Source organism: Treponema sp. OMZ 840 (assembly GCF_050937815.1).
Taxonomy (GTDB): domain Bacteria; phylum Spirochaetota; class Spirochaetia; order Treponematales; family Treponemataceae; genus Treponema_C.
Window position 1 is genome coordinate 103,952 of record NZ_JACDIJ010000001.1, and the last position, 21,900, is coordinate 125,851.

The 21,900-nt window shown below is 43.8% G+C and carries 19 protein-coding genes; 5 read left to right on the forward strand and 14 right to left on the reverse strand.

Annotation, left to right across the window (positions count from 1 at the left end; genetic code table 11):
• Positions 1 to 20: 20 nt before the first annotated feature.
• Positions 21 to 491 (reverse strand): TRAP transporter small permease, encoded by a 471-nt coding sequence (locus tag H0R92_RS00545; protein ID WP_432960088.1) that lies wholly within the window; start codon positions 489 to 491, stop codon positions 21 to 23.
• 89 nt (positions 492 to 580) lie between these two features.
• The gene (locus tag H0R92_RS00550; protein ID WP_432960090.1) at positions 581 to 1,609 is read right to left on the reverse strand and encodes a C4-dicarboxylate TRAP transporter substrate-binding protein; all 1,029 of its coding nucleotides are present in this window, start codon (positions 1,607 to 1,609) and stop codon (positions 581 to 583) included.
• 183 nt (positions 1,610 to 1,792) lie between these two features.
• Here H0R92_RS00550 and H0R92_RS00555 point away from each other — a divergent pair, with 183 nt between their 5' ends.
• The 3 genes from H0R92_RS00555 to H0R92_RS00565 are packed head-to-tail and all read left to right on the forward strand — an operon-like array spanning position 1,793 to position 5,802.
• The gene (locus tag H0R92_RS00555) at positions 1,793 to 3,328 is read left to right on the forward strand and encodes a phytoene desaturase family protein (protein ID WP_432960092.1); all 1,536 of its coding nucleotides are present in this window, start codon (positions 1,793 to 1,795) and stop codon (positions 3,326 to 3,328) included.
• Complete coding sequence (locus tag H0R92_RS00560; protein WP_432960094.1) at positions 3,309 to 4,331, forward strand: phytoene/squalene synthase family protein; 1,023 nt, start codon at positions 3,309 to 3,311, stop codon at positions 4,329 to 4,331. The genes H0R92_RS00555 and H0R92_RS00560 overlap by 20 nt, the downstream gene beginning before the upstream one ends.
• 1 nt (position 4,332) lies before the next feature.
• Positions 4,333 to 5,802 (forward strand): DUF92 domain-containing protein, encoded by a 1,470-nt coding sequence (locus H0R92_RS00565; RefSeq protein WP_432960096.1) that lies wholly within the window; start codon positions 4,333 to 4,335, stop codon positions 5,800 to 5,802.
• Positions 5,803 to 5,825: 23 nt separating this feature from the next.
• Here H0R92_RS00565 and H0R92_RS00570 read toward each other — a convergent pair whose 3' ends face one another.
• From H0R92_RS00570 to H0R92_RS00615, 10 genes are all read right to left on the reverse strand, one after another.
• Positions 5,826 to 6,977 carry a lipid II:glycine glycyltransferase FemX gene (locus tag H0R92_RS00570; protein WP_432960098.1) on the reverse strand — a complete coding sequence of 384 codons (1,152 nt, stop codon included), beginning with the start codon at positions 6,975 to 6,977 and terminating at the stop codon, positions 5,826 to 5,828.
• A 7-nt stretch (positions 6,978 to 6,984) separates the two neighbouring features.
• A complete protein-coding gene (metG, locus tag H0R92_RS00575; RefSeq protein WP_432960100.1) occupies positions 6,985 to 9,399 on the reverse strand; it encodes a methionine--tRNA ligase in 2,415 nt (804 codons plus the stop codon).
• Between the two features lie 10 nt (positions 9,400 to 9,409).
• Positions 9,410 to 11,380, reverse strand: coding sequence for an alpha-amylase/4-alpha-glucanotransferase domain-containing protein (locus H0R92_RS00580; RefSeq protein ID WP_432960102.1), 1,971 nt, complete (start codon positions 11,378 to 11,380; stop codon positions 9,410 to 9,412).
• Positions 11,381 to 11,456: 76 nt separating this feature from the next.
• Positions 11,457 to 12,017, reverse strand: a complete 561-nt coding sequence (locus H0R92_RS00585) for a hypothetical protein (protein WP_432960104.1) — start codon at positions 12,015 to 12,017, stop codon at positions 11,457 to 11,459.
• The gene (locus tag H0R92_RS00590) at positions 12,014 to 12,619 is read right to left on the reverse strand and encodes a hypothetical protein (RefSeq protein WP_432960106.1); all 606 of its coding nucleotides are present in this window, start codon (positions 12,617 to 12,619) and stop codon (positions 12,014 to 12,016) included. Before H0R92_RS00590 ends, H0R92_RS00585 begins: the two co-directional genes overlap by 4 nt.
• On the reverse strand, positions 12,616 to 13,062 hold the full coding sequence (locus H0R92_RS00595; protein ID WP_432960108.1) for a hypothetical protein: 447 nt from the start codon (positions 13,060 to 13,062) through the stop codon (positions 12,616 to 12,618). The genes H0R92_RS00590 and H0R92_RS00595 overlap by 4 nt, the downstream gene beginning before the upstream one ends.
• Positions 13,055 to 14,116: an RnfABCDGE type electron transport complex subunit D gene (locus H0R92_RS00600; protein ID WP_432960110.1), complete on the reverse strand. Its 1,062-nt coding sequence runs from the start codon at positions 14,114 to 14,116 to the stop codon at positions 13,055 to 13,057. The genes H0R92_RS00595 and H0R92_RS00600 overlap by 8 nt, the downstream gene beginning before the upstream one ends.
• Entirely contained in the window at positions 14,116 to 15,396 is a 1,281-nt protein-coding gene (locus H0R92_RS00605; RefSeq protein WP_432960112.1) for a 4Fe-4S dicluster domain-containing protein, read from the reverse strand. The genes H0R92_RS00600 and H0R92_RS00605 overlap by 1 nt, the downstream gene beginning before the upstream one ends.
• Complete coding sequence (locus H0R92_RS00610; RefSeq protein ID WP_432960114.1) at positions 15,396 to 16,835, reverse strand: hypothetical protein; 1,440 nt, start codon at positions 16,833 to 16,835, stop codon at positions 15,396 to 15,398. The genes H0R92_RS00605 and H0R92_RS00610 overlap by 1 nt, the downstream gene beginning before the upstream one ends.
• A gap of 14 nt (positions 16,836 to 16,849) precedes the next feature.
• Complete coding sequence (locus H0R92_RS00615; RefSeq protein WP_432960116.1) at positions 16,850 to 17,329, reverse strand: divergent PAP2 family protein; 480 nt, start codon at positions 17,327 to 17,329, stop codon at positions 16,850 to 16,852.
• A 75-nt stretch (positions 17,330 to 17,404) separates the two neighbouring features.
• Between H0R92_RS00615 and H0R92_RS00620 the strand changes: the two genes are divergently transcribed.
• Positions 17,405 to 18,481 (forward strand): RluA family pseudouridine synthase, encoded by a 1,077-nt coding sequence (locus tag H0R92_RS00620; RefSeq protein WP_432960118.1) that lies wholly within the window; start codon positions 17,405 to 17,407, stop codon positions 18,479 to 18,481.
• Positions 18,468 to 19,328, forward strand: a complete 861-nt coding sequence (locus tag H0R92_RS00625) for a hypothetical protein (RefSeq protein WP_432960120.1) — start codon at positions 18,468 to 18,470, stop codon at positions 19,326 to 19,328. The genes H0R92_RS00620 and H0R92_RS00625 overlap by 14 nt, the downstream gene beginning before the upstream one ends.
• Positions 19,329 to 19,491: 163 nt before the next feature.
• Here H0R92_RS00625 and H0R92_RS00630 read toward each other — a convergent pair whose 3' ends face one another.
• A complete protein-coding gene (locus tag H0R92_RS00630) occupies positions 19,492 to 20,586 on the reverse strand; it encodes a formylglycine-generating enzyme family protein (RefSeq protein ID WP_432960122.1) in 1,095 nt (364 codons plus the stop codon).
• Between the two features lie 152 nt (positions 20,587 to 20,738).
• Entirely contained in the window at positions 20,739 to 21,863 is a 1,125-nt protein-coding gene (pcnB, locus tag H0R92_RS00635; protein WP_432960124.1) for a polynucleotide adenylyltransferase PcnB, read from the reverse strand.
• Positions 21,864 to 21,900 lie beyond the last annotated feature (37 nt).

Consider the following 21,900-nt stretch of genomic DNA (forward strand, 5'->3'; position numbering starts at 1 on the left):
AACATATTCATATCGTACCGCTAATTTTTTTTGTTCAAAAAAGCTTTTTTAAAACTTTGCACAGCAAAAATAAAGGAATATATTGTCATAAGTCCGAAAGAAATAATGATGGAAGAATTGATATATGCATAGGAAACTTCCAAAGCTGCGGTTATTTTCGATGATGATGTAACATAGGTAAAACTGAAATACAGCATAACGGCGCTTAACAGCAAAAGCAAAAGATGGGTAAAAAATGCTAAAATATTTTTGCTTTTTTCAGGCAGCAATATGACAAGGGCTTCAACGCCGATTAAAGCTTTTTCCTTATAGGCGGCCGCCGTACCTAAAAATATTGTCCATACAAAGCAGCCTACTGCAACTTCTTCAGCCCAAAAAAACGTAAACTTTAAAACATAGCGGGTAAATACGTTCATACCTACAACAAGAACCGTTATGCCTATAAAAACGCTGCCGATATATAACTCGAATTTTTTAAAAAACTCTTTCATTGCACACTCCGTATTGAAAGATAAGAAAGATTAAAAAGGGGCCGCCGCAAAAATCCCGGATTTTTCGGCAGCCCGTTCATGTTATAGGGTTATTTCCCGTTTTTGATATCTTGTCTGATTTGCACGAGGTTTTCCATAATTTTATCGTAAATTCCTTCCGACCACTTGGGGAATTTGGAATATACGGGAGCAACGACCTTATTAAAAGCATCCGCATCGACTTCATTAAAGTGTACGCCGAGTTCTTTTAATTTTACTTCGTACTCCGCCTCAAGTTTTACGGTTTCTCGCAAATTATCTTCGGCACCCCTATTTACTTCTTCTTGAATAATCGTGCGCTGTTCGTCCGTTAAACTTTTCCAACATTTATCCGAAATACATACGGCCGAAACGCCGAGCAAGTGTCTGGTTAAAGAGAATTCTTTGACGTTTTCATATTGCTTTGTACCGTACAAGGTCATAATCGAGCCTTCGATGCCGTCTATAACACCCTGTTGCAAGGCGGCATAGGTATCCGGATAAGGCATCGCAATCGGGTTACCTCCGAGCGCTTCTATCGTAAACGTATAGAGCTGGCTTGTGGGTACGCGGATCTTCAATCCCTTCATATCGGAGGGAACCTTAATCGGTTTTTTGGTAATCATACTTCTAAAGCCGAACAGCCAATCGAGCGACAAAACTTTAATGCCCTTTTCTTCGGCAGCGGCATTTAAGTTTTGTACCAGCGGTGTCCGCATCATTCTTAAATATTCATCGAATGATTGATACAACATCGGGCCGGTAACCGCATTGTAATCGGGAACGTAATCGCCCAAAAAGTTTACTCCGTCAACCAAAATCCAATCGGAGCCGGTGGCAACCTGTTCCATACCGTCCTTACCGATGGGAAGCGTACCGCTTGTAAACAGCTGTAATTCAAGGCTGCCCTTGCTCCGTTCGTTAATAGCTTTTACAACTTTGACCAACGACTTTACGGTTTGTTCGTCATCGACAAATTTTGTACTGACCTTGATTACCCGCGGTTTCGCCGTCTGTTTTGATGCCTCATTATCTTTAGAACAACCTATAACCAAAAGAACCGCTGTACATAAAGACAGTACGAGCCATAATTTTTTCATATGTCTTCCTCCTGGTTACATTAATTATCCCATAGAAATATGGAGTTGTCAATTTTATTTTTTACTCCATACATTGCCGCCTTTGTTACGTTTTTTTATATTAGGATGTAAATAAATCTTATTTCCGATTGACAAAAAGTCGTTTTTATTCAATAGTGCAGGAATACGAAAAGGGAGATTCAGATGAAAAAAGTTATCGTTATAGGCGCCGGAATGGGCGGTCTTTCGGCTGCAATACGCTTGCAGCATGCAGGCTATGAAGTCGAAATTTACGAAAAAGAAAAGGTAAGCGGCGGCAAAATGCATCCGATACATGAGGACGGCCACCGTTTCGATGTAGGACCTACCATTGTTATGATGCCGAGCGTATACCGCGAAGTGTTCGAGCTTGCAGGCAAAAATCCGGACGACTACATACCTATGACGCGTCTTGACCCCATGTACGAAGTATATTTTAAGCAATCTTCGCAGGGCTCTTGCGAAAAAGCCCCTCCCCGTCATTATAAAGTCAATAACAATCTTGTCGATTTAATGAATATGGCCGAAGCCAAGGGAACCGAAAATTCGGCAGGACTTTTATCATATTTGAGCGAAATATACAAGCGTTATCTTGTCGCCGTAAAACATTTTATAAGCCGGCCGTTCAGAAAAGCGACGGATATGTATAATCCCTATACCCTGTACCAGGCGCTCAAATTAAAAACCTTTGACAGTGCCGATAAAATGATGGCGTCTTTTATACCGGATGCGGACTTGCACAGTATGTTCAGTTTTCAAACCCTGTATATAGGAGTTTCGCCCAAAAAAGGCCCCTCTCTTTATAATATCATTCCGATGATTGAACTTTTTTACGGCATATGGTTTATAAAGGGCGGAATGTACACAATGGCCGAACAAATGGCCAAGCTCTTTAAAGAATTGGGCGGAAAGATTCATTATAACAGTCCCGTCGAAAAAATCCTTATAGAAAACTCAAAGGTAAAGGGAGTCCGCGTAAAGGGCAAGACGGTAGAAGCGCCCTATGTTATTTCGGATGCCGACTTTCCCTACACGATGAGCGAATTGATTGACGATGAAAAAACGCGCGGAACATACACGGCGGAAAAAATTAAAAACATGGATTATTCGTGTTCCTGTTTGGTATTTTATTGGGCCGTAAAAAAGCCGCATAAGGATTTAAGCGTACACAACTTTGTCATATCCGAAGATTTGGACGATAACCTCTCATCGATTTTTACGGGCGATTTGCTTAAAGATCCGTCAATATATCTTCACGTGCCTTCGAATGCGGATCCGGACACGGCTCCGAAGGGAAAGGCAAGCTTTTACCTTTTAATACCGGTATCCGAACTTAAAACCGTAAAATACGAGTGGGACGCAAAAACCGTCGATTATTACCGTGAAAAAGCCCTCGAATCACTTAAGTCCGTTCCGGGGCTTGAAAACCTTAAAAAAGAAATCGTTTCGGAACACGTATTTACCCCGAACGATTTTAAAAACCGCTTTAACGCCCATTACGGTGCAACCTTCGGTCTCCAGCCGACCTTACGGCAAAGCAATCACCTTCGTCCCCAATCGAAGGCAAAACACTGCGAAGGCCTGTATTTTACGGGAAGCAGCACTCATCCGGGAGCGGGCGTACCGATTGCGATTGAAGGCGGAAAAATATGCGCATCCGAGCTGCGAAAAGACAATCCCGATGACCGCGGCAAAAACTGAAGATACGGGGCCGCTGAATCTTGCGCCGTCCTATCGGGCGGCTGAGGCGGTTATAAAAGACAGGGCAAAAAGTTTTTACCGTGCCTTTTCGCGTTTAAGCGAAGAACGTTTTAACGCCGTCGCCGCAGTCTATGCCTTTTGCCGCTATGCCGACGATCTTGTAGACGATACGGGAAGGCGGCGCCCTCAAGCCGAAACGGAAAAGCTTTTGGACGGCCTTGAAAGCGCCGTCCTGTCGCTTTACGGAAGTCAAAAAAAGACGGCTGCGGCGGGAAACGGTACCGGTACGGATCGGGAAGTCCGGAACGAACTTTGGTGGCCCGCCTTTTCCGATACGGTACACAGGTTTGCAATTCCGAAAGACGGGTTTTTAGCCCAAATACGGGGGCAAAGGCTCGATCTTCACTTTAGAGATATACGCACAGGCGATGAACTTATCGAATACTGCCGCCTCGTTGCAGGCTCGGTAGGACTAATGCTCGCCCCCGTATTGGCGGATAAGGCGCAAGCGGCTCAAGACGGGCGCTTTCTTTGCGCCTGCGAAAACCTCGGCATCGGTATGCAAATAACCAATATTTTGCGCGATGTGGGAGAAGACATACTCACACGTAACCGCCTTTACCTTCCGCAAAACATGATGAGCCGGCACAATCTCACAAAACATGACATTAAAAACATCGCCGATACGTCATTAAAGGGAAACATTGAAGTACCTTCAAACTTTAGGGCATTGTGGGAACAGCTGGCTATGCTCGGAAACGGCTTTTATACGGACTGTGAAAAATATCTTATGTATTTTCAAAGCTCATGCCGGCTTTCCGTAGCGGCGGCATCTCTTATATATCACAGTATTGAAGATGAGGTGCGAAAAAACGGGTATAACTGTTTTTCAAAACGCTGCGCATCATCAAAATTGACAAAGTTCAAACTCATCATAAAGGCAAAAAAAATTATCAGGCAAACCGAGCGCCTTCAGGCGCCGAAAATTTTAAAGGACGGATAATATGCAAAACGCACTCGCTTTGGGTATTTCGATGGCTTATATTTTAGCCGTTATCTTTGTGTCGGGCATTATTGCAAAGCTGAAAAAGGGCAGTACCGAATTTACCCGTAAATTCGTACACATCCTTGTAGGAAATTGGGTGTTTATCGTACCCTTTTTTACCGACTTATGGGCGGTAGTGCTTATACCCTTTATCTTTATCATCGTCAACAGTTTGAGTTTAAAATATAAGCTTATTTCATCGATGGAACGCAACGACGACAGCTTGGGAACGGTTTACTATGCGGTTGCCATGTTTTTTCTTTCCGGTACAGGCTTTTTGCTGAATTGGATGATGCTGCCCTTTATAGGTTTATTGACCATGACATACGGCGACGGCCTTGCGGCAATTATCGGCAAAAGATGGGGGAAAAAAAGGCCTTTTTCCTTTGCCCCCGAAAAATCCCTTTTGGGCTTTTTTACGGTTGCCCTTTCATGCCTTATCGTAAGCTTTGCGGTTATGATGTATTTTAATACGCATTTAAATGCCGACGCTGCTTTTTCCCGCTCCGTTTTAAGTTTGATTGCCATATCGGCGGTTAACGGGGTGTTTGCCGGTTTTACGGAATTGACCGGCAAACGCGGCTGCGACAATCTTTCGCTTCCTATAGGTTCGGGACTGCTCGCTTCGTTTTTATACTATCACGGCAGTATCGAATTCGCTTTGTATTTGCTTGCGGCAGTACTTTTACTGTATATTGCATACCGGAAAAAATCCCTAACGGAAGACGGCATTGTCGCTGCGGTTTTGACGGCGGCTACCCTCTACACTTTCGGCGGAATATGGGTCGGCATAAGCTTACTTGTGTTTTTTGTTTTCGGAAGTATAAGCAGTAAGCTGAAAAACGAGCGGAAACAACAGGGCGAGCTTATTCAGGAAGCCGGCGGAAAGCGCAACTGGAAACAGGTGTTGTGCAATTCCCTTCCGGCAACTGTTCTTGTGTGGCTTTCGGTTTTTATAAAAAGTCAAAGCGATATGTTTACGCTTTTAGCCTTTGCCGTGTTTGCCGCCGCCTGTGCGGACACCTTTTCTTCGGAACTGGGAATGTTGTGCAGAGGACGGGTGTTTAACATTATCAACGGAAAAAGTCTTCCGCGCGGCTTATCCGGCGGCGTTTCTTTGTGCGGTTTTTTTGCCGGCATTACGGGAAGCGCATTGATAGCCCTGTGCGCCCTTCCCGGCTTCGGTATAAGGGGATTTGCCGTAACGCTGATCTTGGGATTTTTCGGTTCGCTTATCGACAGCGTATTGGGTTCAACCATTCAAAGAAAATATAAGGGAATAAACGGTTCATTGCAAGATAAGGCTTCTTATAAAGGCGAAATACCGGCTGCGGGTTTACAATTCGTAACGAACAATACGGTCAATTTGTTAAGCCTTTTTATCGTCGCCCTTACAGGCACCCTTATTTTTATCGGAACGCCGCTTTAAAAGAGCTAAAAATCGTTCTTTTTTTATGAATTGCGCTTTTTTACGCGGATTTTTTTAATGCGTTTGTGGTAAAAGCCGCGCAGTTTTTCCGCCGCTCTGAAAAGAGAATACAGGAGCGACAGGGGGAAGTCTATGCTTCCCGGACGGTGGACGTTTTTTCCGCCGAAGCCGGTTTTAAAGCGGTATAAGCCGTGCATGGGGTGATTTTCATCATCGGTCGGCGGTATGCCGTAAAAATCGTATGTGGTGCAGCCGGCTTTTTTTGCGTCCTTTATCGCCGTCCATTGCAAAAGGTAGGCGCTCATAAGGTTACGCTTATTGTTTGAAGAAGCGCCGTACAAATATACGGCTTCACTTCCCGAAAAAAGCACGATAATCGCCGCCAAAGCTTCTCCTTCGTGCTTTGCGATGTACATAGTGATTTGTACGCCGTCCCTTCCCGAACGAAGCAGCAGGTCGCGGTAATAGTTTTTTGCATGCACGGCAATACCGTCGCGCTTTGCCGTTTGAAGGTATAAATCGTAAAAAATATCGATACCTTCTTCGCCCGCTTTTTCGACAACGACGCCACGCTTTGATGCCAAATTGATGTTATAGCGCCACTTACTTTTCATATTTGCCGAAATTTTATCTTCGCTTAGAGTTAAATCGAGGATGTTCGTATCGGGCGGCTGAATGTCCGAAGGCGCTTTTACAAGCGGTTTTGAAATCGAGTACACAAAGTCGCCGCGCTCCTCAAGCGAGTAAAAGTCGAGCGGAACGTCCATGCGCACACAAAGGCTGTTTCGCGGCAAAAGGGGCTTTAAGGCACGGGCGGTATCGGCAAGCACTTTGCTATACAAGACAGGCGGCGTATTTTGCATGAGCGGAAGCTCCGGCCCCATGGGAATATAGGCAAGGGTAAAAAAACGCTTAAAACTTCGAAGCAGCACCGATATCTTAAAGGGGCTTTCCGCTCCCGTTTGTCCGTCTTTTAAACAAAGGCTTACTGAAAGCGGCTTCCAGCCGTGAGCTGCTTTAAAATCGGCCCAAAAGGCGCTTTGCAAAAAAGAAGCGTTCCCCGTTCGGGACGAAGAGCCGCCCTGCTCCGCAGTATCGCAGGCGCCACCCGTGCTCGGCCCACTGGGCGATTCTATGAGGCTGATTGTATAGGTACAGGGGCTTTCGCTTTTCAAAGCCGCCTCAGTGTACGTCGCCCGATACGGTTTTGCCGGTTGTAATTTCTTTTCCCGCCGCGCTTAACACTTTACCGCCGATTGTAAACTTATTGTGTTCGATTTTCATCGGGCAGGCAAAAAACACATCGGCGTCGATTTCCGCCGGCTTTGAAACTGCCGGTTTTTCAGACGCGGCACCGGATGAGCTTCCGGAATCCGAAAAAACAAGGGGCGTTCCCGGAGGGACACCGGGGCATCCGAGAATTTCGACGCAGGTTTTGCCTTCGCTGTCGGTATAATCGGCGGCCAAAAGCATACCGCGGCTTTCTATTCCGCGCATTTTACGCGGCTTTAAATTATCGGCGATGATAATATCGCGTCCGGTCAATTCTTCTGCGGTAAAATACGGCACAAGGCCTGAAAGGATTATGCGCTCGGTGCCGCTTCCGTCGTCAATCGTTTCGATGTAAAGCTTATCGGCGTCCGGGTGGCGCTCGGCTTTGAGAATTTTAGCCGTTTTAAGCTGAATGTATTGATTAAAGTGGGAAACGGGATCCTCGGCGATAACCGGCTCGTTTTTTTTCGGTGCGGATTTCGCGGCACCCGAAGCGGAGCCTGCACCCGAAGCGGATTGAGAAGCCGCCTTTGACGTGGAGGATTGAGCGGCTCCTTTTGCACGCTCTGCCTGTGTACCGGCATAGCGCTTTCGGTAGGCGTCGGTTTTTGCGTTATCAAGGGGCGTAAAAATGATTTCCGTATGTACTACTTCGCTTAAGCCCTCGGTAAGGCCCACATTGTCCCATAAAAGCGCGTCTTTTTGCGCAGGGATGCCGATTTTATGCGTACAGCCCTTTTTTCCGAAAAAGCCGAGTACCTTTTCGGCATACTGCGGCATAACCGGATGTACCAAAATCATCAAATCTTTAATGATGTAGCACAGGTCGCGGATAAGGGACGCCGCTTTTTCAGGCGCGCTTTCGCGGGTTTTCCACGGCTCACCGTCCTGAAAAGCCTTGTTCGCAATCGAAGAAAGGGCAAAAATTTCGTGAAAAGCGTCTTTTAAGTCGGCCCGGTCGTATAAATCGGTAATGCGTTTTTCGGCTTCGCGCACCTTTTCCCAAAGGGCTTCGTCGCTTTTTCCTTCGGGGATTTTTCCGCCGTAATAGCGCGAAACAAAGGTTGTGGTGCGGTTTACAAGGTTTGCCAAATTGCCCACCAATTCGCTGTTTACCTTATCCTGAAAATCCTTCCACGTAAACTGGGTATCCGACTTTTCGGGACGGTTGTAAAAAATATAAAAGCGCCACATATCGGCGGGAATACCGGATTCCTTGGCGTCGCTTCCGAAAACCCCTACCCCCTTCGACTTGCTGAATTTTCCGCTTTCGTAATTCAAATACTCGGTGCTGCTCATGTGGAAAAGCTTTGTCCAATCTTTGCCGCTTCCGATAAGGGTCGAAGGAAAAATCACCGTGTGAAAAGGAATATTGTCTTTTCCGATAAACTGAAACAGCTCGACCGGCTCTTTTGCGTCGGGAGCCTTTGATTCTGCAGGAAGCCACCACGACTTCCAATCGGGCACCGTATCGGCGGGAATTGCACCCTCGCGGGCACTTTGTTCCATCATATCGCACAGGGCCTTGGTTATAGAAATATAGCCGATGGGAGCGTCGAACCATACATAAAAGACCTTATCTTCAAAGCCCGGCTTGGGAACCGGAATTCCCCACTTTAAGTCGCGGGTGATGGCCCGCTCGTGCAAGCCGTCGCGAATCCACGCTTGGGTCATTTGAACGGCGTTTTTAGCCCACATGCCCTTTTCGCTTGCTTCTTTCATCCAGGGCGTATATTCTTTTTGTATGGCCGGAAGATTTATATACAAGTGCTTGGTCGATTTTAAAACGGGGCTGTGAGAACAGGTTGAACAGCGCGCTTCTTTTAACTCGGTCGGTTCCAAAAGCTTTCCGCAGTGCTCGCACTGGTCGCCCCGTGCATCATCGTAGCCGCAGTGGGGGCATGTTCCGCGCACATAGCGGTCGGCTAAAAAGCGCTTGCAGTCTTCGCAGTACAGCTGTTCAATCGTATTTTCGCTTATAAAGCCGCGTTCGTCCAAGGCTTTAAACAGCGACTGTACGATTTCGGTTTGCTGTTCCGTTGATGTGCGGCCGAAATGGTCGAAGTTTATACCGAACCATTCGTAAATGTCTTTATGAATTGCGTGATAATAGTCGCATAATTCTTTGGGAGTTTTACCCTCTTCGAGGGCGCGGGTTTCGGTTGCAGTCCCGTATTCGTCGGTGCCGCACACATACATGGTTTTATAACCGCGGCTGCGGCAAAAACGCGCAAAAACGTCGGCGGACAATACTTGAATCAAATTACCCAAGTGGGGAATATTGTTTACATAGGGAAGAGCCGAAGTGATGAGTTTTCTTTTCATAAAGGACAGTTTAGCGTTTTTTGGGCTTTTTTGCAACCGTATTTTTTTTAGGCGCTTTTATCGTTAAATTAAGGATTTTTTCCGTTTCCATGCCGGGAAGAAGCTCTATATCCCAGTAAAAGGCGCAAGTGTGCGCTTCGTATTGTGTAAGCGTACTTCCGTCGTCCGAATGTACGGATGTATAAAAGGGTTCCAAATAAAAGCCGCAGGATTCGTTCGGTTCGAAAATAAAATTGATTTCCGAAGCGGTATCGGTAAGCTGCACAAAGGAGATTCCTGACTGGCGTATATATTGGCGGTCGGTCAGGGGATTTTCCCGCACATCGTTTACAACAATTTCGGCATTTAATACTTGTACGTCGCTGCCGGGTAAAGATATATTATGCTCGACGGCAAACCGTGCTTTTAAAGGAACGCTTCCTTCGTTTTTTAAAATATATTGACAAAAAATATTATTGGCGGTTACGGCATAATTTTTTTTCAAACTTACCGGTATCTGCATTTTTCCCCATACGGCGGAAGTTTGCAAGCGCATTTCTTTTTTAGATCGGTTAAAAGATATTTCTTTATATTCTTCGGCGGCAAAAATAGAAGAACCGGTTTTACCGGAAGTAAAATTATCAAAATCGGCTTTATCCCATAAATGATCGATAAACATTTTTTTCGGATAAGCGATTTTTTCCGAATTCTGAAGACAATACTGTGCGGCAAGACAATAATTCGATGCATTGTGCATAATATCAAGCTCAAACAATATTCCGCCTTGCAAATCGAAAAAAGCGTTAAAATTTTCAAAACAGCATAAAAAATCTCTTTTACCGGACATATTAAAGTCGAAGGCGCTGGCATTTTCTTGAAATCCCGTTGCTTCGCGCACCAGTTTTTCCGCAGTAAGTAAGCGCCGATAGGTTTTACAGCGCAATTCTTTATTGCTTATTCCGCCGCTTCCCACATAGATGTAGGGAGCAAAGTTTTGTGCCGCATGTAAGTGTTCTTTTGCGGCTTTTTTTCGTACCTTATCGCCGCGGCATTGATTTATAAGCATACTTACGTACATCATGCGCGAATATAAATTGCGGGCTTCCGGATATACGGTTAAAAAATCTTTTACGGTAGGCCGTATCGCCTCGGTAAAAACCCTCGTATGCGGTACAAAGGGTTCCAATGTCCATAGCGCCGCATCCGACATACAGCCGGCCGGAATATATGTGCGAAAACGGGTGCGGGATTGTTTTAAATAAAGCTGAGGAAGAGATAAAGAAGTGACGGTATCTTCTTTAAGCAAGTTTAAAAAATGTTCGAACCATTTTGCTTCCAAAAGATTGAGAAAATTTTTCGGAGAAAATACGCATGCTAAAATCGATGATTCTCCGGATTCGGCAATCGTATGGGTGAAATTCAAATATTCCTGCGGACTTTGTTCGATACGCGGTAAGCTGCTTTGGTGCAAAGGAATAACGGTTGTCGTTTTTCCCATCTCTTCCATAAGGAGGGGCGAAAAAGTGGAAACCGGCCGGAATTGACTTTTCGGAATAAGGCGGCTGTCGAGCAATGTATATTCAATACCGCACGTATTAAAAGTTGAAATAAGGGAAGGATCCCATACGCTTTCGGTTAAAAAAACACCCCGCGGTCTTTTACCGGCTGCTTTTCGTATAGCCGTTATAAGCGCTTCAATTTGCGCCGAACGGTCTGCGGGGAGCAAAAGAGGAAATAAGGGTTCATAGTAGCCGCCGCCGAGTACTTCAATTTGTCTGCGGTTTACCATTTCCGAACAAATCGATATGATTTCTTCGTGTTTTTTTTCAATCCATTCCAAAATGAGTCCGGGAACAAACAGGGAAACGCACATGTCCGGATGGGCATATAAAAAGCTGAGGATTTTTTTATATTTTTTTTGATATAAATCTTCAATATTTTCCGGCAGTTCGCTGCCGGATATACTGAAAGATAATACAAAGCATATTTTTACAACGCCCATATTCTTACATGGTATATCAATATTTTATTTTTTTAAAGTGGATTTTACACTTTTTTTTGTTTTTTCTTGCTTTTTTTTATTTAAATATTTCAGGATTCAGCCAAGACAAATTCCATCCGTAAAATCCGCAACTTATAAGTGCAAGCGTAAGAAAAATCATAATATTATCGGCAAAAGCCGGATCCGTATTCGTTATGCGCAAGCGTTTGCGGATAGCTGCAAGAAGCGGATACAGTAAATAAAAGGACAATACGCAAATGACGGCTATAATAAGGGTTTGTTTAAGCGTAAAACCCTCGCTGACGGCTAAAATAACCGATAAAAAAGCTATATCGAATTCTTCGGTTTTTATTTTAAAACATATGTTGATTATCTTATCGAATATAAATGAAAAAAGAAAACTTATCGCTACGGTAAAAAACGGAAAAAGAACCGCAAGCGAATACGGCGCAAGTAAATTCAAAGCCAAAAACCATGTGGCAAGAATGGCGGATACTGCGGTACAAGCGGATTTTATACCGGACAATACAAGGTAATTAAGACTGTAATTTGTATATAAGAGTTTTTTTATACCGATTCCGTATATAATGGGTACGATACAAAGTATGCCGTACATAAAAAACGAACGAATAATCATTGCGCATCCTCCCCTTTTGCATATCTGCGGTACATAAAGGATAAAACACCGAGCAATCCCGCCAAAATAACAAGTGCGCCGGGTACGGTTGCCCAAAAAAATACGGGATGGGCGTGAATATAGCCTATAACAGTAATTACCCTTAATCCGTTTGAACTCGGTACGGAAAGCGTTCCGTATGCAAGTATTTCCCGTATAGTAAAAAATAAAATACCTAAAACGCTTAATACCGCAGCATCTTTAAGACTTGCGTATGCAGTTTGTTTTAAAGTAGGATATTCGGATTTAAAAAAGCCGTTACTCATAAACAAGGATACGGGAATAATATATATAATAAAACCCAAGGTAAACGCAATTATCGGAGACCATACGGTAAGCAACGCATATAAAAGCATGGTAATACCCAAAGTTCCGGTCATTGCCGCCGGATTTTTATATTTTTTAATATTCAAATAATCGATTAAAGCATGTAAAAACAGCACTGCAAAGACGATGATATTTGCATACAATAAAACAACAAGTCCGAAACCTAAACGGGGAGGAACCGGGACAAAAAGGCTTAAACATAAAGCGGTAAATAAAAAAGAAGCTTTTTTTGTCATTTTTCTAAAACCTCCGCAAAGGTGCTTATGCGGGAAGTCCAATAGGAAACCTGCATATCCGTTAGAGCGCATACTTCTTTTGTAAGCATTCCCTCTCCCGGTATTCCGACAAAACCTATGTTTTTATCCGCATCACATACAAAAACTGCCGGTACGGGGCCGCATATACCGGTAATCCGTATTAAGCATACAAAGCCCGACTTTTTGCCTGATTTGTTTTTAAGGGCGAACATAACCGTACTTGTTTGTGCGGGAGTTTTTAGAATAAGGTGGTCGGCAACGAAATCGGGGTATCCTTGTGAAGTCAAAAGCTTTTGAATTTCATCGCCCAGTTTTTTTGTTTTGATTTTTTCCGCTTGAATGTATATGACAGCCAAAACGGCGGACAAAATCAAAAAAGCAAACGCAAAGCAAGACAGTTTATATATTTCTTTTTTATTCATGACTCGCCTCTTTTATACCTGCATGTGTAAGGATTTTGCCGAGCTGTATACCATATACGGTATCTTCGATATATTGGATTGCGGGGGAAATAACGTTTAACATCATAACGGTAAATATTGCACCCGCAGAAGACATGCCCCCGCCGCAAATACAAAACATCAGGATACCGCCGAGCATACCGTATATGCATTTGCCCGCAAAGGTTTGCGGAACGGTACCGAACCATCCCAAAATAAAAAAGGCCGTAAACAAAGTACCGCTTGTACAAAGGGCAAGCAACATGTCGCCGCCGCCGAACATGCCGCCGTAGGGGTATAGACTGAATATGCGCACTAAAAAACCGTACACAAACAAAAATACATAAGAACAAACCGCATCGGCGGCTTGATACGATACAAGTACAAGGGATGCCGCCAAAGTCAATATATTAAAACGAAAAGCGGGGATCATTGACTGAGAATCCCACAGTAAACTTATGTATCCCTCCGGAACTGATATGCCTAAAGAATAAAACATTGTGTTTAAAAAATCGGTAAACACGATGTCAAAGGAAACGGGCTGCAATATTCCTTCCGAATACAAACGGGAAGCGGCGTTTGTATATGTAAAATATTCATAAGAAGGTAAAGAGGAAGAAAATGGCTGCGGATTCATCAAATATAATAGTATCACGGTTACGGCAACCGTATTTGCCCAGGATTGGGCAAAGGTGCCGAAAATGATATTTTGCAAAAAAAGAACACAAAAAACGGTACAAAAAATAAAGGGCAAAGGATAAGATGCCGGTAAAAATAAACCGACAAGAACGGCTTGCAAAACGGGAGGCCATGCAAAAAACGCCTTTGTTTTTTGCATAAGAGCAAAGCATATTTGAGAAAGCAATGCCGCAATGATACTGCATAAAATTATATATAACGAAGCATAGCTTTTTGTAATAAATAACATTACAATTTGCGGCAAAAGAACGACGAGGCTCATTTTAATAATGTCTGTAACCGACGGGCTTGAGCTGCAAAAGGGATCCAATGTGATAAAATCATATGTTCGCCGCATTATTTTTTTTCCTTATATGTTGATACTGTTTGATATAGGGGAAGCCGTGCCGGACAAGCGGCATTGCAAAGCGCACAATTGTCGCACAAATGCGCCGACAATAAAATATCCGGTTCAAGCGGCGCTTTGTTTGTATAGTGACTGTATATACGGTCGGGTTGAATACCGAGCGGACAGGCTTTTCGGCAAAAACCGCAGTGTATACACTGCGATACCGTTTGATCCGGAAGATCGGTGGCTGCAAGCAGGGTAATCGTTTTTACATATTTTGTAACGGGAATATCCAAATCGCAAACGGCAGTTCCTTTTATCAATCCGTTTATGACGATTTTTGCCGGCGGTTTTTCGCAGCCGCCGCACTCTTCCAAAAGCCGGCGTATCGGAGTTCCTATTTTAACTTTAAGCATTTTGCTTTCATGCAAAGCTTGTCCGTTTACCTCAATGATTGTGTCGGTAAGGCTCATAGACAAAACGATACACTTATACACACTGAATGCCGTTCTGCTGTCTATAAAAAGATTGACGGACGATACCGCATTTTGCACCGGCGGCGTTTTTTTTACGATTTTTTGCAATACCCGTTCCGATCCGGACGGATAAAAACGTGTATCCGTTTTTATAAACGAATATGAGATTTTATTAAAATAGGCATCCGTTTTTTCTTTATCGGGCAGTACAAAATCCGATGCGCTGTAAAAAAAAACGACGGACTTTGCCTGCATTGCCGTTGCACAAATCAGTACGCCCTGCAATACTTCATCGATAAAAAAAGAAGATATAAAACCGTCAACAAAACAGCTCGGATCGAAGTCGAATAAACGCACACCCAACACGGGAGAAGCCGAACATTTTTCCATTTGCCATGCCAAAGAAGCGTTTCCCGTATCGAAGGTATTGATTATTCCGTTATGACGTATTTGCGAAATAAGTTTATGTGCCGATTGTTTATTCCAGTGCAGATTTGCACTACAGTTTTTTCCTTCAAAATTAAAACTGCCTTTAAATGCAATGCAAATACATTCGGCGTTTTTTCCGTCAGGCATTGTCCGTTCCGTTATGTCGATTACGGTTCCGGGAATAGGTGCATGAACGGGAACCGATGTTTTATATCCGGAGGCGATTGTTTGTCCTTCAAATACGCTGTCGCCGGGTTTAACCAGCGGTTTTGATACGCCGCCGCCTTGCTCCAAAGAAACAAAAACGGCATTCGGTATATAAGCGGGATGCAAACACATATATTCGTAACGGGGAAAATTAAAACGTTCTTTTTTTTCTGTCATTATATCAGCCTCTTTATTCCCAATGCACTGAGTATCGACAGTATATAGATAAACGCCGCGAGGGTAAAGATAAAAACGGATGAACCGCTTTTTATACTGTCGGATCGTGCATAGGCGGTACGTAAGAATCCGTTTTGTTTTGCCAGCAGCATTTCCGCACCGCCGTTTGCTTGTGTTTTACCTATAAGGTCGATTATGTGTGCAATATATTCGGCATCGAATACTGCGGCGGTAACCCGAACTTCTTTTAATTCGTTTCCGATTTTTTTATAATCCGCATATTCGACTTTTTCACCGATGGCAGGCAGCACATACGTTTTTTCTACGCCGGTTTTTTCGAGCCTTCGAAACGGATAAGTATGAGTGAACCAAAACCTATGGACAAAATCGGTTAAATCCGGCAAACGGTTTTCCGTGTCATATGATAAAACACGTGTGTATGATGTAGACGAAAAATCTTTTTGTGCCGTTTTATGTACCGGAAAAGGAATATACAGGTTTTTTACTTTTTTGCCCGATACACCGAGCGGTTTATAAATTACCATAATCATAAAAAACGACACGCATAAAGCCGGAATAAGGGCAAAACGCAGGCATAATACATCGCGCACGGGTATTGTACGGGCGGGAGCAATGGGTACGGGAACAAACGATTTACGGCTGCGTAAAAAAACATCGATTTTCAAAAAGAGGTATGTGAGCGAACATGATGCGCCTATAGCGGCGCACAAAAGCAAAAATTGGCGCAATCCCGAAAAAGCGGCGGATATGCACAATAAAACAAACGACGATACAAAAACACTGTGTATGACAGGTTCGCCGAAAAAACCGCGTCTATGCCAAAATTTTTGGATAATAAACAAACCGTATCCGCAAAGGCATACAAAGGCCGCACTGTGATACAAGGGAACCGCCGCCGCATAGCACACCAGCGGAAAAAACGAAGATATAAAAAACAAACGCTTTTTTGCAAAAGCGGCAAAACATAAAAAAAGCAAAAAAACGGCCGCGAATACCGCAGAGCGTGCAGCGCCGCTTCCGTCGATACCCCATGTTACCGGAAGCGTTTTCAGCACTTTAACGGCTTTTTCTTTATATTGTTCGGGGATATAATACAAGCGAAAAGCATCCGACTTATCCGAAAAAAACAGATTTTGCAAATCCTCATACGAAAAAACGGTATCGGCTTTATCGTTGTATTGAACGGGAGCAAAGGGTGAAAGAGGCGGAAAGCCTGTGTGCGTCGCCGATAAAACGCCCGTTATACCCTCTTGTGCAAACAAATCGAGTATATCTTCAACGCGCTCTTGTTTTTCCACATATACGACACTGTAGGACTGCCATATTTTAACCGCAGGAAGGGTGCGGAAAAAAAACAGTACGAACATACAAGCGAAAAAACATATAAAAGCCGTAATAATAAAGGTTTTTTCTTTCATCGGAGGGAAATTTTCTAAAGCACTGAAAAAGCGGTTCCTGTGAACAGTCCTAAAAGACAACCGACAAATACTTCCAAAGGTTTATGACCGTGAACTTCTTTTACCGCTTGAAATTCTATAATATCCTTTTTATGAAGTTTTTTTCCTATTTCATTTAAAGCACGGGCTTGTAATCCGCTTGCCCGCCGCACACCGACCGCATCGCGGATAACAACCAGTGTAAAACAGCAGGATAATACGAATACATCGGAATTCATGCCCGAATGAAAGCCTATTGAAGCGGTTAACGCACACACAAGGGCAGAATGGCTTGAAGGCATACCGCCGGTGCGCCACACGAGTAAGGCTATAAGTTCTTTAAAATCCGAAACCTTCCCCGTTAAAAGTTTAATAACCGTTTTTATAAACTGTGCGGACAGCCAACTGAATACGGCCGATAAAAACACAGGATTGATACAAAAAATATATAATTGTTCCCGCATTGTTAAAAACATATCGATTCTTATTGTACCCGTATACCGTTTTTTGTCTAGTAGGCAAAAAATTTATGAGTTGGTATACTTATAAAAATGGTTTTTGAATATTTTTTTATAACGGATGATGATGAAAACAGAAGGCTGGAACGTATTGCCCGAAAATTTCTAAAACACCTTCCACTCAGTCTTATACACAAAAGTATACGAAACGGCTGCATTAAAATAAACGGAGAAAAAAAAGACGCCTCATACCGCGTGCAAAAAGGAGATCGGCTTGATATCGATAAAACGCTTGTACCGCTTTTACAACACGGTTCCGTATCGGATTCGGCCTGTTTTTCAGCGGATGCTCCGCACACATTATTTACCGACATTTTTATAAACGAACATATACGGATTGTAAACAAAGCTTACGGAGTGCCCGTACAAGGCGGAAATCCGCGTATTCCCTGTGCGGACGAACGTATAAAAAAAGAATATGCTGAAAATTCGGTACAGAATTCGCAGCATTCCCTTTCGTTTGTACCCGGTCCCCTTCACCGCCTTGACCGCAGAACAACGGGCTTGCTTGTTTTTTCGCAAAGTTTGTCGGGCGCCCGATGGTTTTCAAAAGCGCTGGCGGAACACAGAATACAAAAAAAATATATTACCGTGCTTGAAGGAAGGCTGACTCAAAACAGCATTTGGGAACACTATATCGAAAAACATACCGCAAAAAACAGCCGTGCGGGTTTTAATACCGTAACCGTACACGGGACAAAAGGGACAAACGGGGATTGCAGCACCGATATGCGGGGAAGTATGAGCAAAAATCGTGCACAAACCGAAGTACATCCGCTTGCATACGGTATGTTCGGTAAAAAAGAATTGACGCTCGTATCGGTCGGCATACAAACCGGAAAAATGCACCAAATACGTTCTCAAGCCGCTTTTTGCGGTTATCCCCTTTTGGGAGATACCGCATACGGCGCCTCTTTTTTTTCGTTTCCCGACAGTGCCGGACAGCGGCTTTTTTTACATGCATATACATTAGGCTTCGAAAAAGACAATCCTTTGGGCTTACCGCCTAAAATATCGGCACCGCTGCCCCCTTTTTTTCGACAATTTATTGAAAAGTACTTGCCCGCCTTTAAGCTTTCAACGTATACTGATACCGATGAAATTTATTGATGATATTTTTTCTTTTTTCAAAGGAATTACGGTATTTGCTCTTGTAGGAGAAAGCGGAACGGGAAAAAGTTTTCGAGCCAAACTGCTGGCGCAAAAATACGATATCAATGCAATCATCGATGACGGTTTACTTATTCAGGACGATAAAATTTTAGCGGGACATTCGGCAAAGCGCGAAAAAACCTTTTTGGCGGCGGTCAGAACCGCCGTGTTTGACGATAAAGAACATCGGGATGAAATTGCGCGTGCTTTAAAAAAAGAGGATATACGGCGCTTGCTTATTTTGGGCACATCCGAAAAAATGGTTTTAAAAATAGCAATGCGCTTACAAGTTCCGCCGCCTTCCAAAATTATAAAAATCGAAGACATCGCCACAAAAGAAGAAATAGAGCTTGCGATACGCTCGCGCCATATCGAAGGGAAGCATGTTATACCCGTTCCTTCATTGCAAATTAAACGCAGTTACCCGCAAATCTTTTACGATTCCATCAGAATAAAACTTGCACGCAAAGAAAAACCTTCGGGAACCAATACAAAGGTATATGAAAAATCGGTAGTGCGTCCCGAATTTTCAAAAAAAGGCAGGGTAAGTATTTCGGAAGCCGCCCTCACCCAAATGGTTATGCACTGTGTCAGCGAATTCGACCCCGAAATAAAAATTAAAAAACTTGCAATAAAAACAAACGCACAGGGCTATAAACTGGTTATTACAACCGATGTCCCCTTCGGGACGGAATTGGCCGGGAAAATTCATAATTTACAAAAATACGTTATACAAAATATCGAACGCTATACGGGAATTCTTATTGAAAGCGTAAATATTATTGTCGATAAAATATCGCGGTAAAAGCAGGGCACCAAAACATTTTGCCTGTTCGGTTTCGCTGCAGCGGGCGGCTTAGGTTGCCGAATCGGCACGGATGCCGGCTGTTCCATACTTACGAGTTTTTTGCGAGGCAAAAACACTCGCAGCTCAAAAATGTACACGGATGTACATTTTTGACCCCCCTCTAGTGCCGATAAGCCAAGCGGAAGCCTTGGCGGGTATCCGTGACGGTGTGGCCGAGGTTGCTCCTAAAGCCTACAGTGCAGAATTCGGATTCGTTTTCCCAATGGCCGCCGCGGATCACACGGTAAAAACCCGAAGAGCTACCTACAGGATCCGTTTCATTCCCTGCCGTTACATCAGCGTCCAAATCCCAGCACCACTCGGACACATTTCCCGACATGTCGTATAGGCCTAAGTAATTGGGTCTTTTTTTTCCCACGGGATGCGTTTTACTTCCGGAATTAGCGGAATACCATGCTACTTCACCCGTTTCGGCCGTGTTCCACTTGTCTTTAGCTCCGCTTGCACTGTTTAAGTTTGTAAGCCAAACAGAGCCGTATTGCTCGGCATTTGTTTTATTTGTTCCCTGCCAGCGGGCGGCATATTCCCATTCGGCTTCGGTAGGAAGTCTAAAGCCTTTTTTAGCCATATCGGCATAGGCTTTATCACACGCATACACTGCGTCTGATCCTTCTCCAGTGTGTTCTGTTGCATCCTTTAATACGGTAGTGTCGGCAGAACTTTTTTGGTATACACATGCGTCTATTCCCTTTTCTTTTTGTGTATAGGCATTGCACCATACAATACAGTCCCGCCAAGAAACCTTGGTTACAGGCTCGTTGTCGCTGCCGCTTCCGTCACTACCCTTTTTCCCCTCATTGGCAAACGTATACCCGTTTTCAGGTCGTACCGCCCAGTCGTACACTTCTTTCCATAACGAATAGGGAACTTCCGTCTTTAAAAGGGCATAGGCGCTTAACTTCACCGTCCGGCCTTGTATAAAAACACCCTTCCAATAATCTTCAGATCCCGGCAATTCATAAGCAGGATTTTTTCCGGTAATAGTGACCTCGGGAATGTGCACAAAAGAATCGGGAACGGCAGGAACTGTCGGGCCGCCCGAACCGCCTCCGGCCGCATTGGGGCAGGAGGTTAAAAAGATTGTAAAGACTGCTGCGCAAAACACTGTAAGTGCCGCAATTCCTAAGCTGAAGCTGCTTTTTTGCCCCACTCGCCTACTTTTGTAGACGGTTACTGTGTTGTCGGATCTTATCATAAGGCCCTCCTTATGTAATTTCAGCCGTGCGGAACATAAAATTGAGTGCCTGATTGTAACGACTATAGAATATTCTAACTCACTATTTCATATAATGCAAGGGCAAAAAGAGAGCACGGGATGTGCCGGATGTACCTATTACACAGTAAAAATTAAGTATTGGCATTGCCCGGTACCGATTTTGCTTTTTTTGTCTTAGCCGTCTTTTTTTGACTTTTTACCGGTATTCCCCGTTTTTTTAGACAAAGCCGTACCGCATATTCCAATTCGGTGCGCTGCGGATTCATAGGAAGCACAAAGTTCCTGCACTCTTTCCACGCAAACTTATAAAGTTCGGCAGCCGGTGTTTTTTCGGCACTGTACCGTTCCCAATCTTCCAACAGGTCGATAAAATCGCGGATTAAAAAAACCAATTTGTTTCCCAAACGCATATCCGGATCCGCATGCTGAAGCTCGTCAAGTTCTTTTAAGCCCTGCATATAATTTTGTGCAAAGTCTTTTTTTTCGGTAATCAGCACGGCGGCGGCAGGCTGTAAATACATGTAGAGGCCCGTTTCTACACACATGGATACGATATCATAGGCTTGGCCGGAATTGATTATTTTCAGCAATTCTTCGGTTAGGCGCGAGGGCGATACCGGCGATAATAAATGTGAAGATGCGCTTATTTTACGCCGCAGCAAAAACGGCATTTTAAAACCTGTTGACGCCGCATATTTTATTGCCCGCAGCATTCGCACCGGATCTTCTTCAAAGATTTGTTTTAAAGGAATTATCGGTACAACCCTTTTTGCGCATATATCTTTTACGCCGCCTACATAATCTATAATATGGTTTTTTGCAGGATCGTAATACAATGCATTTAAAGTAAAATCTCTGCGATGAACGTCTTCTTCAATTGTCCCGAACGTATTACCGACCGTTTTACCTTCGGCAAAAGAACGGAATGTCGTTACTTCAAATATTTTCGGACCAAAAAAAACGTGCACAATACGGAAGCGTTTTCCGATAATACATGAATTGCGGAATATTTTTTTTATACGGGCGGGAGTGGCGTTTGTAACCAAATCAAAGTCTTTAGGCGTTTTGTGCAATAATAAGTCGCGCACGGCTCCGCCGACAATATAAGATTCGAATCCGTGACTTTTTAATTGACGGATTATCCACAAAGCGTCAGGATCTATAGCGGTTTTTTTTAAACAATGTTCCGTTTCGGTGTAGATGACGGCGGTTTTTACGGGCCGGCCGTTTTTATTTGCTGTATATCGGAATAACACCGTTTAATAATAGAGCAAAAAAGCATTGCAGGTCAAG